Source organism: Roseateles sp. GW821-FHT09G09 (genome assembly GCF_059415965.1).
On record NZ_JBWKOG010000005.1, the window covers coordinates 300,364 to 311,799 of the forward strand.

Here is an 11,436-nt window from a genome sequence, read left to right on the forward strand (position 1 = left end):
GCCACTTCACCCAGCCGGCAGTCGCCCGAGGCGCGGTGCCGTCACTATGCGTGATCGCCCGCCAACCACCACCACCGCGAAGTTCGAACTGCTGGCTCGCGAACTTGAGCAGCAGATCGCCGCCGGGGTGCTGCGGCCTGGCGATCGGCTGCCCTCGGTGCGCCAGACCTGCGCCAGTCGGGGCCTGAGCCCGAGCACCGTCTTCCAAGCCTATTACCTGCTCGAGTCGCGCGGCCTGGTCCGTGCGGAGCCGCGCTCCGGCTACTACGTCGCCGCCCGTGCGAGCGGCGTGCTGCTCGCCGAGCCCAAGACCTCGGAGCCGCATGCCGGATCGCAGCCGGTCGAGGTCAACGACCTGATCTACGCCTGTCTTGGCGCGGCACGAGCGCGCGATATCGTGCCCTTCGGTTCCGCGTTCCCCAGCCCGACCTTGTATCCCCTGGATCGGCTGCGCCGCGCGCTGGTCTCCAGCACGCGCCGGCTCGACCCCTGGAGCATGGTTGAGGACCTGCCGCCGGGCAATCTGCGGCTCAAGCGCGAGATCGCCAAGCGTTACCTGCTGCAGGGCATGGCCATCGCCACCGATGAGATCGTGCTGACCCATGGCGCGATGGAGGCGCTGAACCTCTGCCTAAACGCCGTGACGCGGCCGGGTGACGCAGTGGTGGTGGAGTCACCGACCTTTTACATGGCGCTGCAGGCGCTGCAGCGCCTGGGCTTGCGCGCCATCGAGGTGCCGACGCATATGCGCGAGGGCATCGACCTGAGCCGTCTGGCACAGGTCCTCGAGCTCCACCGCCCGAAGGCCTGCTGGCTGATGACGAGCTTCCAGAACCCGCTCGGCAGCCTGATGCCCGAGGCGAAGAAGCGCGACCTCGTCGAGCTGCTGGCCCGCCACGAGGTGCCGCTGATCGAAGACGACGTCTACGCCGAGCTCTACGAAGGCAAGACGGCGCCGCTGCCGGCCAAGGCCTTCGACCGACGTGGCCTGGTGATGCACTGCTCGTCGTTCTCGAAATGCCTGGCGCCGGGCTACCGCGTCGGCTGGGCGGCGCCCGGGCGGCGGGTGCGCGAGGTCGAACGCCTGAAGCTGATGACCAGCCTGTCCGGTTCGATCCCGGTGCAGGCGGCGTTGGCCGAGTACCTGCAGGAGGGCGGCTACGATCGCCATCTGCGCGGCCTGCGCGAGGCGCTGCGGTCGCAGCGGAACAGTCTGTTCGACGCCGTGAGCCGGCACTTTCCCGATGGCAGCAAGGTGCTGCGGCCGGCGGGCGGCTACTTCGTCTGGGTGGAGCTGCCGGTCGGCGTCAATGCGATGGCGCTGCACCAGGCCGCGCTGGCGGAGCGCATCAGCCTGGCCCCGGGCCCGATGTTCTCGGCGCGCGCCGAGTTCCAGCACCACATCCGGCTGACCTGCGGGCAGCAATGGGACGGCACGCTCGAACGCGCCATGCGCACCCTGGCGCGCCTGGTCGACGACGCCGTGCGCGCTGGGCAGCCGACGCCTGCACCCATCTGATCCGGTCGCCGGCGGCGGCAACTGATCACGCCAGCGGTGCATGCCGCCGCGCAGAGTGAAGGCATGCCCCAACCCACCCTGCCTCGCGTATGCCGCATCGCCATGCCGCGCTGACGCTGGTGCCGGCCAGCCATCCCGCATCCGGCCCCAATCTGTCCCTGCACGAGGTGATGGACAGGCTGGGCCCCTCGGTCTTTGCCGGCCTGCTCGATGTCGACGGCAGGCTGCGCTATGCCAACCAGGCCGCGCTGCAGGCCATCGGCCGCACGCCGGAACAGGTGCTCGGCCAGCGCTTCGAGGCCACGCCCTGGTGGCAGGGCTGCGCGTTGTCCCAGCAGCGCGTGCAGGAGGCATTGGCCAGCGCGACACGCGGCGAAGCCTCGCGCTTCGATGTGCGTATCGCCAGTGCCAGCGGCTCCATGCTGGCCATGGATTTCTCTTTGCTGCCGCTGTTCGGCCCCGACGGACGCGTGCTCTGGCTGATCCCTTCCGCACGCGACGTCAGCGAACGCGAGCAGGCGCAGCAGCAATTGCTGCTAACTCGCCACGCGGTCGAGCAAGCCAACGACGCCCTGCTCCAGGTCGGCCCCGACGGTGCCGTTCTCGATGCCAATGCCGCGGCCTGCCGGCTTCTCGGCCTGGAGCACGCCGAACTGTTGCGGCTGCGGGTGCCCGACATCGACACCCAGGTCAACGAGGGGCAGTGGCCGCAGCGCTGGCGCGAGCTGTGCGAACGCGGCGCGCTGCGGTTCGAGACCAGCCTGCGTCACCACGAGGGCCATGAGATTCCGGCCGATGTCTCCGTCAGTCTGGTGACCAGCGGCGACACCTTCTTCGCCCATGTCTGCATCGACGACCTGCGCGAACGACGCGCCGCCGAACGCCGCATCCAGCAACTGCTGCAGTTCGACGAACTGACGGGCTTGCCGAACCGCCAGTTACTCGTAGAGCGCCTGGACGCGATCCTGCATACCAGCGCCGAAACCGCGGTGCTGATGCTGGAGCTCGACCGCTTCAAGCGCATCAACGACGGGCTCGGCCCCCATGTCGGCGACGCCGCGCTGCGCGAAGTCGCTCGGCGCATCGCCGCCACCGTGCGCAGCGTCGACCTAGTGGCGCGCCGCGGCGGCGATGAGTTCGTGGTCGTGATGCCCGCTCCTGCGGACGCGGCGACGCACATGGGGCAGGCACTGCTCGACAGCATCGCCCGGCCGATGACGATCGAAGGCCACGAGATCCACCTGACCTGCAGCATCGGGACTGCCATGGCGCCGGCCGACGGCGACCACGCCGACACCCTGCTGCGCCGCGTCAACGCCGCGCTGCACCAGGCCAAGCTGCTGGGCCGCAACCAGGTCAGCGCCTATGCCGGTGCGCCGCATGACGACGACCCCGAACGGCTGACGCTGGAGACCGCGTTGCGCCATGCGCTGCGCGACGAACAGCTCGAACTGCACTACCAGCCGCAACTCGACCTGGGCCATGGCCGCATCGTCGGCGTCGAGGCCTTGCTGCGCTGGCAGCACCCGACCCTGGGCCGCATTGCGCCCGACCGTTTCATCCCCATCGCCGAGGAAACCGGCCTGATCGTGCCCATCGGTGACTGGGTGCTGCGCCACGCCATCGAGCAGGCGGCGCATTGGCAGCGCGCCGGGCTTCCGCCGTTGCGCATGGCGGTCAATCTGTCGGCGCGCCAGCTGCTGCAGCCGGACCTGGCGCGGCGCATCGAGGCCCTGCTCGCGGCCAGCGGGCTGGACCCGCGGCGGTTCGGCGTCGAGGTCACCGAGAGCATGCTGATCGCCAACTTCGACCAGGCGGTGCAGCACCTGAGCGCGCTTCGCGCCCTCGGCGTCGAGGTCTCGCTCGATGACTTCGGCACCGGCTATTCCAGCCTCAGCTATCTGCGCCGGCTGCCGGTGGACGTGGTCAAGATCGACCGCTCCCTGGTGCCCGACGTCAGCGCCCCGGCGGAAGCGGTGTCGATCACGCGCGCCATCATCACCATGGCCCAGCAGCTGCAGATGAAGGTGCTCGCCGAGGGCGTCGAAAGCGAAGGCCAGGCAGCGCTGCTGGCCGCCAACCGCTGCGACCAGATGCAGGGCTACTGGTTCAGCGCCGCGGTGCCGGCGGAGGCCATCGAAACCATGTTGCGCGAGGGCCGGCAGATTGATGCAGCGCTGATCGGCCGGCGTTCGCGGCAGCGCACCCTGCTGTTGGTCGACGACGAGGAGAACATCCTCGCCGCGCTGCGACGGCTGCTGCGCGCCGAAGGCTGGCTGGTGCTCAGCAGCACCAGCGCCGAGCAGGCGCTTGAGCAGATGGCACGGCACGAGGTCGACGTGATCCTGTCCGACCAGCGCATGCCGGGCATGACCGGGGTCGAGCTGCTGCGCCGCATCCGCCAGCTCTACCCGGAGACCATCCGCCTGGTGCTGTCGGGCTACACCGAGCTGCAGTCGATCACCGACGCGATCAATGAAGGGGCGATTTACAAGTTTCTCGCCAAGCCCTGGGACGACGAACAACTGCGCGCTCATCTGCGCGAGGCCTTCACGATCAAGGAGATGGCCGACCAGAACCGCCGCCTCGGCCAGGAGGTGCAGGCCGCCAACCAGGAATTGGCCCAGCTGAACCGGCGCCTGCGGACGCTGCTGAGCGCCCAGCGCGAGCGCAACCTGCGCGAGGTCGGCAGTCGCGAGGCGGCGCAGGAGCTGCTGGATGCCGTGCCGGTGCCCGCGTTCGGCATCGACGACGAAGGCCTGCTGGTGTTCGCCAATGCGCCGGCTCGCGCGCTGTGCGGTCTGGCCGTCGATCGGCTGGGTGAGCCGGCCGGCGAGCAGTTGCCGCCCAACCTGCGGCAAGCGCTGGACGGCGTCGCCATGCTGGTGACGCTGGCCGGGCGCCGCTGGTGGGCGATCAGCCGTCTGTTGGACGGCAATGCGCGCGGCCGCCTGCTCGTGCTGCTGCCGCAAACCGAGGCTCCGAAATGAACAGTCCAGAAACCCCCGAGAAAACGCCGGTGGAGCCGACTGCGCTGGCGCAGCTGTTTCGTCACAGCCTGCGCGACGGGCGGGTGCACCCGCTGCTGCATCCGATGCGTCGGTATCGCCAGGAGTCGCCGCGATGAGCACGGCCTTGCGAGCCATCACCCGCGACGAGTTGCTTGCCGCGCTGCGCGACCTGCCGCCGCTACCCTCGCTGGTGCTCGAACTGGTCGAGTCGCTGGGGGAGGAAGGGCTCAGTGCCGAGCAGTTCGCCACCAAGATCTCCCAGGACCAGGCCCTGGCCGCCAAGACCCTGCGCTTGGCGAACTCGTCCTTCTACGGTCGTGGCAGGCGGGTTGGGTCGGTGGCCGAGGCGATCGGCGTGCTGGGCCTGCGCACCGTGCGCGGGGTCGTGACTGCCGCTGGCCTGGCCGGCAGCTTCGGCCACCCCGCTGATTTCGATCACGATGCCTTCTGGCGCCACTCGCTGGGCAGTGCGCTGTGCGCGCAGGCGCTTGCCAGCGAACTGGGGCGCGACGACGCCGACCTGGCCTTCACTGTCGGCCTGCTGCATGACATCGGGCGGCTGGCCCTGGCCAGTGCGTTTGCGCCGGCCTACGCCGAGGTCGGACGCTGGCGGCACGAGCAGGACTGCCCCGCCGATGATGCCGAGCGCGGCGTGCTCGGCATCGATCACGCCGAGGTCGGCGGGCTGATCGCCGGGCATTGGAACTTCTCACCGGCCGTCGTCGACGCCATCCGCGAGCACCACGCACCATCGGCCGCCCCCGGGCTGACGCTGACCGGCATCGCTCATGTCGCCGATGCCATCGCCCATGCGCTGGGATTGACCGGCGATGCCGACGAGGCGGTGCCGAGCCTGGCACTGCCGGTCTGGGCCGCATGCGGCCTGGACGACGCCGCCTGCCAGCGGGTGTTTGCGCACACCGAGGCCCAGTTCGAGGCCATCTGCGAGGCGCTGCTTCACTGAAGGACCCCCATGACCGACGCCGAACTCCTCTCTTTGCAGCGCGCCAACCAGGAGCTGCGAGCGCTGAACGACAGCCTGCGCAGCACGCAGGACCAGTTGCTGCAGTCCGAACGGCTGGCCTCGATCGGGCAACTCGCCGCCGGCGTGGCGCACGAGATCAACAACCCGATCGGCTATGTGTTCTCCAACTTCGGCACGCTGCAGGCGTATCTCGTGCGTCTGTTCGAGATGCTTGAGGCCTACGAGCAGGCCGAGGCGGCGCTGGCCGGCAGCGCCGTCGCGGAGCGGCTCGCGGCCTTGCGCGAACGGGTCGAACTGGACTATCTGAAGCAGGACATCCCCATGCTGATGGGCGAGTCCAAGGAGGGCCTCTCCCGGGTGCGCCAGATCGTCCAGGACCTGAAGGATTTCTCGCGCGTCGACACCCACCAGGAATGGGTCTGGGCCTCGCTGCACCAGGGCATCGACTCGACACTGAACATCGTCGCCAATGAGATCAAGTACCGGGCCGACGTGAAGCGCGAGTACGGCGAGCTGCCCGACGTCGAATGCCTGCCCTCGGAGCTGAACCAGGTATTCCTGAACCTGCTCGTCAACGCGGCCCATGCAATCGGCCCGGAACGTGGCCTGATCGTCGTGCGCAGCGCCGACGCCGGCGACAAGGTCTGGGTTGAGGTCGAGGACGATGGCTGCGGCATCGCGCCCGAGCACCTGGCGCGAGTCTTCGACCCCTTCTTCACTACCAAGCCGGTCGGTCGCGGCACCGGCCTGGGCCTGTCGCTGGCCTATGGCATCGTGCAGAAGCACCAGGGCCGCATCGACGTGCGCAGCGAACCGGGCCGGGGCTCGTGCTTTCGCGTCACGCTGCCGGTGCGGCGTCCGGGCACTTCCGGGGCTGCAGCATGAGCGCTGAACCCACGCCCTGGACCCTGCTCGCCGTCGACGACGAGCCCAACATCCTGGCCGTGTTGCGGCGGCTGTTCCGCAGCACCGGCTGGCGCATCCTGACCGCCGGCAATGCCGAGGAGGCGCTGGCCCTGCTCGCCAGCGAGCCCGTCAACGCCGTGCTGTCAGACATGCGCATGCCGGGCATGGACGGCGTGCAGCTGCTCGAACGGGTCGGCCAGGGCTGGCCGCAGACCGCGCGCCTGCTGCTGACCGGCCAGGCTGATCTGGGCTCGACCATCGCCGCCATCAACCACGGCCGCGTGCACCGCTACATCGCCAAGCCCTGGAACGACGACGAGTTGCTGCTGACCCTGAGGCAAGTCGCCGAGATCCAGCAGCTCGAAGCCGACAAGCGGGCGTTGGAGTGCCTGACGCAACAGCAGAACGACGAGCTGAAGACGCTGAACGCGAATCTGGAGGTCCGCGTTGCCTTGCGGACCGAGCAACTGGCCGCGGCCAACGACAGGCCCAAGCGCAACTACCTGACCTCGATCAAGGCCTTCACCGCGCTGATCGAGCTGCGCGACCGCGCCCAGGTCGGCCATGCCCGCCAGGTCGCCGATCTGACGCGGCGCATCGCGCAGGTGATGACGCTGGACGCCAACACGGCGCACGATCTGCCCATCGCCGCACTGCTGCACGACATCGGTCACATCGGCCTCAGCGACGCAGTGCTGGCGCGGCCGCTGAACAAGCTCGAACGCGATGAGCTGCGCCGATACCGGCTGCACCCGGTGCTCGGCGAGCAGGCGCTCCTGGCCAACGACGACATGCAGGGCGTGGCGCCGCTGATCCGCGCCCACCACGAGCGCTGGGACGGGCAGGGATTCCCCGACGGCCTGCGCGGCACGGCGATCCCGCTTGGTGCTCGCATCCTGGCGGTGGCCGACGCCTACGAGGACCTGCGCAGCGGCCATCTCGACGGCCAGGCCCTGAGTCCCTCCGAGGCCCGTCAAGCGGTGATCGCCGGGCGCGGCAGCCAGTTCGACCCCGGCGTCGTCGATGCCTTCGTGAGCCTGTTCTCGACCGCGCCGCCCAGGCGCAAGCCGGCCATGCTGCGGCTGGCCACTGCGGAGCTGCGCGCCGGCCAAGTCCTGGCCAAGGACTTCATGTCGCCCGAGGGCGTGCTGCTGCTGTCGGCCGGCCAGCGTCTCAGCGACGACTTGATCGAGCGCATCCGGGGCTTCGAGCGCAAGCATGGCCTGAGCCTGCTGCTGTCCGTGCAGTCGCCGCGGGAGAGCGGATCATGAAGCGCCTGCTCATCGTCGACGACGAGATGCCGGTGCTGCAGGCCCTGCGCCGCCTGCTGCAGCGCCAGTTCATACCGCAGCAGTTCAGTGTCGCGCTGTGCAGCGATCCGCTGCAGGCCCTGCAGCGCCTGCAGCACGAGCGCTTCGATGTGCTGATCAGCGACTACCGCATGCCGGGGCTGGACGGCGTCAGCCTGCTCGCCCGCGCCCGCGAACTGGACCCGCGCGCGGTGCGCCTGATGCTCAGCGCCGCGACCGACTTCGGCACCCTGCTGGCCGCAGTGAATCGCGCCGGGGTGTTCCGCTTCATCCCCAAACCCTGGAGTGAGGCGCAGCTGCTCGCCGATCTGCAGGCCGCGCTGGCCTTCGACCCCTGCGCCATGCCCAGCGCCTACGAGCTGGAACGGCGCCGGCTGGAAGCGATGGAGCCAGGCATCACCCAGGTCGACTGGGGCCCGAACGGCGAGGTGTTGATGCCAGGCCCGCTGCCAACGGGACCGGGCGGGTTGTGAAGAAGGGCCAGGTCAAGTTTGCCTAAGCCGCCAGGTCGAGGTAAACGAGCGTGAACAGCTGCGGGCTGGGCGCCTTGATTGACTGATCTACGACTCGTACTCCCGCACATGCGGTCGACTGCTTTGGGGTTTGCTGCGGTCAGATCTGGATCCGGGCCGAAAGACCGTAATCGCTGCAGAGCGGATGTCGGCTTCTGACTGAGGCTGTATGCGCCCCTCCAAGACCGGGCGTTCGGCGTCTTGCTGGGCCTCCGGCCCGGATCCCAGCGGCGCAGCACTTGTGTCAGTCATCGAAGTCCTCGAAAGGCTCTTCACGCGGATCCCAGTTTTTCCCTGCGCGAGCAACGGCTGCATCCTTCGGAGAAATCGCTTCCAGCGGCGGCAGCAACTCCTTGAAGGTTTCCTTGCATAGGTCCTGTCGATAGATCCGGTCGTCGATCTGGCTGAATTCGCTGTATTGCGCGATCCGTTTCAGCGCCAGTCCCGCATCCTTCGGAAACGCTCGCGCTTTCCCCGCGAATTCATGTCGAAACAGACGGTGGTGTTTGCGGATCAGGTGTTCATGCGGCGCATTGCGGATCAGGCTGGCGCGATCCCGCAGCGATCGCTCCGGGTGGTCGGTCGAACGCCGCGCGAACAGCTCGTCCAAGCCCGCGTCGACGATCCGGTATATCGTGTGGTCCGCCGGCGCCGGCAGTCGCCAGTTCCGCCCGCTCAACACCGAATCGTCAAGCCGCTCCACGGTGTTCTCGAGGAAATCGATGAGCGAAGAGCCGGCTGCAAAAGGCAGACCGTCGGTTTTGCTCAAAAGCTCCTGCGCGCGTCGGCCCAGCCAAGCAACGGCCTCCTGGCCGAGCGCGCTGCCAGCGGGCTCGTACAGGGCGACGTTCATCCACCCATTGACTTCAAGATGCCGGTTCGCCGGCGCCAAGTCCCGCAGCAGCTCGGCCGTCCGTCGCGGCAGCATGGGCCAGTAGGACTTCGATGGGTCACCGTCGCGGAACAAAGCACGCAATGCCGACAAGGCCGCGATCGGTGACAACGCGCCGTCGGTCAGCACCCACTCGGCGAGCGTCTCGCCCGCCTCATCAAGAACGCGCCGGATGTCTCCTGCAGCATCGTCTTCCTTGGCGGGCCGCTTGACGGTGGACATGCTGCTAAACAGCGATCGTTGCATCAGCGTCGCCGCGGCTTCCGGCCGAGAGACAAACAGCGCCGTCGCCAGTTCCTGGCTCAGCATCGGTTCCCCGAACAAGTCCATGTCACTCAAGGGATAGGCCGTCGTGTCTCTATCGCTCATCTCGTCGTAGGCCGTGCCTGCACCAGCGGGATCTTCCTGGATACGCGCCAGCAGCAGATGCCACCTGAGCAGTCCCAGGTCGCGTGGGCGGTGAAGGGGCGTCGAGAACTCGGTGGACCACTGCGAGCAGCGCAGCAGCGCAGCGAGACGACGCGCAGCCGGAGACCTGCGGTCCCTCGCGCATTCAGCAGTGAGCTCGACCAGCCCCTTGGCGAAGTCGGAATCGGGACCACCCCGCGGGTGTCCGACGCCCACATGCACCGGGAGCGTCCGCAGCACGTGGACGGCGCCCATCGCCGCCTCGGGGGAAGCCTCGCGCAACGCTGCCTGGACATGCCGGAAAAATCGCTGCTGGGCGAACCTGCTGCGGCGCGCCTCCCATCGGTCGATCAGGTCGCCGATGGTCGCCAGGCCACGAACGAGCGCGCCTGGCGGCTTTTCCGCCTTCTGCTTGAGCGCCAACCGCAGCAGCGGGAGAAATATCTCAGCGCTCCGGATCTGCTGAGCGCGGCTGAACGCATTGGGACGCGTGAGCAGTTCCGGATTGTTCCGCTCATACCAACACGCCCACGCGACGAGCAGATGCTGCTCCTGCGGCGTGCAGGCAGTGAAGAGGCGCTCTCGCCGGGCAATGAAGGTGTCGCGTTCGTTTCCGGCCAATTCGCGGCGTGGAAGGAAGGCGGAGGGTGATAGTTGTGGCTGGGACAAGGGCGAGGGGATCGGTGATGGTCGAGCGTCTTGCCCGGCGTCTCTCTCCATTGTCTTCGAGCCCCGGACGTAAGCCACTTCTCACCAGCCGCGGTCAATGCCGTGCAGTGCTCACACCAGACCCACGTAGAAGCAGCCCGCCGCCGGTACGACGGCCCAGGCGACGCCCATCAATTGGTCCTGACGTCGCTTGGAGCTCTCAGCGGACAACCGCACTCGGAGGGAGGAGACCCGCCACGCGCCAGGCGACTGCATGTTCGGCGGCCGGAGACGCGAGGCTCAATCGCAAAGCAAGGCCGGGACCGCTTTTAGGCTGGAAGCGGACGTCCGGCCTCACCCCCAAGTGGTTCTGCGGGTGAGTTCAGCCGGCAGTCAGGGCTAAGCTCTGGGCATGCATACATCCGACCCGGAATACGTGGCTGTGCTTCAACTTCAGTGCTTCTCCGCAGTCGGCGATGGGATGCACGTCGAAGTGACGGGCCGGCCCAGCAACCCGTCTCTACCTGTCGTCACGTTCCGTGCAGACGAGGACCTAGGTATGCAGGTGGTGCTCCACGGCGACCGGGACGTGGCGTTCTCGCTTTCAGAGCTCAAGCGGGCAATTGCGCTTGCTGAAGTGGAGGTGCATCCCGAGTCGTTCTACGACGCTTGATGTCCCTGGTCCGCTTCCGCTGCCAAACAGTCCTTCGCTGCGCCCTGACCACGCTGCCGTCCCCGAGGTTCATCCGCCGAAACGCACCCATCCGCTGCAGAGCGAATCTCCGCCCTCCTCACCTCCGCTCATCCGCCGCCCATGCAGTTCACGCCGCTGCGCTGCGGCTTCGTCTCCTGCTGCTCGAAACGCGGGGCGTCGATGACGACACTCCATCCATCGACACAGCCCACCGATCCAGGAGAACGACATGACCCACCGCCTCGACATCGAATCCGCCACCAGCCGCAGCATCAAGGCCGTCGCTTTCGGCGCAGTCGCCGCCGTGGTGCTGGGTCTGGGCATGGCCCACGCAGAAGGTCAACGCGAAATGCGCGCCCAGATCGTCACGCTCGATCCGGTGGTGATCTCGGCCAAGCGTCAGCAGCTGCCGACGGTCTACGTGACCGGCCGCCGCGATACCTCGTCCGACAGCCTCCAGGTCGCTTCGGCGCAGTAAGACCTGAAGGTCGCGCTGCATCGATGGAGGCCTTGCGGCCTCAAGCAAAACGCCCGGCTTGTGCCGGGCGTTT

General features: G+C 68.1%; 10 protein-coding genes. 9 read left to right on the forward strand and 1 reads right to left on the reverse strand.

The window, feature by feature from the left end; all coding sequences use genetic code 11:
• The first annotated feature begins 46 nt into the window (after positions 1 to 46).
• The 7 genes from AC07O8_RS15480 to AC07O8_RS15510 all read left to right on the forward strand — a co-directional run bounded on the left by AC07O8_RS15480 (position 47) and on the right by AC07O8_RS15510 (position 8,204).
• On the forward strand, positions 47 to 1,519 hold the full coding sequence (locus AC07O8_RS15480) for an aminotransferase-like domain-containing protein (protein WP_495048873.1): 1,473 nt from the start codon (positions 47 to 49) through the stop codon (positions 1,517 to 1,519).
• Between the two features lie 89 nt (positions 1,520 to 1,608).
• Positions 1,609 to 4,509 carry an EAL domain-containing protein gene (locus tag AC07O8_RS15485; protein ID WP_495048874.1) on the forward strand — a complete coding sequence of 967 codons (2,901 nt, stop codon included), beginning with the start codon at positions 1,609 to 1,611 and terminating at the stop codon, positions 4,507 to 4,509.
• Positions 4,506 to 4,646, forward strand: coding sequence for a hypothetical protein (locus tag AC07O8_RS15490; RefSeq protein WP_495048875.1), 141 nt, complete (start codon positions 4,506 to 4,508; stop codon positions 4,644 to 4,646). The genes AC07O8_RS15485 and AC07O8_RS15490 overlap by 4 nt, the downstream gene beginning before the upstream one ends.
• On the forward strand, positions 4,643 to 5,494 hold the full coding sequence (locus tag AC07O8_RS15495) for an HDOD domain-containing protein (RefSeq protein ID WP_495048876.1): 852 nt from the start codon (positions 4,643 to 4,645) through the stop codon (positions 5,492 to 5,494). The genes AC07O8_RS15490 and AC07O8_RS15495 overlap by 4 nt, the downstream gene beginning before the upstream one ends.
• A gap of 9 nt (positions 5,495 to 5,503) precedes the next feature.
• On the forward strand, positions 5,504 to 6,400 hold the full coding sequence (locus AC07O8_RS15500; RefSeq protein ID WP_495048877.1) for an ATP-binding protein: 897 nt from the start codon (positions 5,504 to 5,506) through the stop codon (positions 6,398 to 6,400).
• Positions 6,397 to 7,692 carry a response regulator c-di-GMP phosphodiesterase, NosR family gene (gene nosR, locus AC07O8_RS15505; protein WP_495048878.1) on the forward strand — a complete coding sequence of 432 codons (1,296 nt, stop codon included), beginning with the start codon at positions 6,397 to 6,399 and terminating at the stop codon, positions 7,690 to 7,692. The genes AC07O8_RS15500 and nosR overlap by 4 nt, the downstream gene beginning before the upstream one ends.
• Entirely contained in the window at positions 7,689 to 8,204 is a 516-nt protein-coding gene (locus AC07O8_RS15510) for a response regulator (protein WP_495048879.1), read from the forward strand. Before nosR ends, AC07O8_RS15510 begins: the two co-directional genes overlap by 4 nt.
• A 283-nt stretch (positions 8,205 to 8,487) precedes the next feature.
• Here the strand turns inward: AC07O8_RS15510 and AC07O8_RS15515 are convergent, their stop codons facing one another.
• Positions 8,488 to 10,164 carry a hypothetical protein gene (locus AC07O8_RS15515; protein ID WP_495048880.1) on the reverse strand — a complete coding sequence of 559 codons (1,677 nt, stop codon included), beginning with the start codon at positions 10,162 to 10,164 and terminating at the stop codon, positions 8,488 to 8,490.
• A gap of 439 nt (positions 10,165 to 10,603) precedes the next feature.
• Between AC07O8_RS15515 and AC07O8_RS15520 the strand changes: the two genes are divergently transcribed.
• Together AC07O8_RS15520 and AC07O8_RS15525 are read left to right on the forward strand one after the other, a co-directional pair.
• The gene (locus tag AC07O8_RS15520) at positions 10,604 to 10,864 is read left to right on the forward strand and encodes a hypothetical protein (protein ID WP_495048881.1); all 261 of its coding nucleotides are present in this window, start codon (positions 10,604 to 10,606) and stop codon (positions 10,862 to 10,864) included.
• 250 nt (positions 10,865 to 11,114) lie between these two features.
• Complete coding sequence (locus tag AC07O8_RS15525; RefSeq protein ID WP_495048882.1) at positions 11,115 to 11,363, forward strand: hypothetical protein; 249 nt, start codon at positions 11,115 to 11,117, stop codon at positions 11,361 to 11,363.
• Positions 11,364 to 11,436: the final 73 nt, after the last annotated feature.

Bases quoted from the DNA above. Each gene is read 5' to 3' on its own strand.
- AC07O8_RS15485 (WP_495048874.1), top strand. From the start codon at position 1,609: ATGCCGCATCGCCATGCCGCGCTGACGCTGGTGCCGGCCAGCCATCCC.
- AC07O8_RS15495 (WP_495048876.1), top strand. From the start codon at position 4,643: ATGAGCACGGCCTTGCGAGCCATCACCCGCGACGAGTTGCTTGCCGCG.
- AC07O8_RS15480 (WP_495048873.1), top strand. From the start codon at position 47: ATGCGTGATCGCCCGCCAACCACCACCACCGCGAAGTTCGAACTGCTG.
- AC07O8_RS15510 (WP_495048879.1), top strand. From the start codon at position 7,689: ATGAAGCGCCTGCTCATCGTCGACGACGAGATGCCGGTGCTGCAGGCC.
- AC07O8_RS15500 (WP_495048877.1), top strand. From the start codon at position 5,504: ATGACCGACGCCGAACTCCTCTCTTTGCAGCGCGCCAACCAGGAGCTG.
- AC07O8_RS15520 (WP_495048881.1), top strand. From the start codon at position 10,604: ATGCATACATCCGACCCGGAATACGTGGCTGTGCTTCAACTTCAGTGC.
- AC07O8_RS15490 (WP_495048875.1), top strand. From the start codon at position 4,506: ATGAACAGTCCAGAAACCCCCGAGAAAACGCCGGTGGAGCCGACTGCG.
- AC07O8_RS15525 (WP_495048882.1), top strand. From the start codon at position 11,115: ATGACCCACCGCCTCGACATCGAATCCGCCACCAGCCGCAGCATCAAG.
- nosR (WP_495048878.1), top strand. From the start codon at position 6,397: ATGAGCGCTGAACCCACGCCCTGGACCCTGCTCGCCGTCGACGACGAG.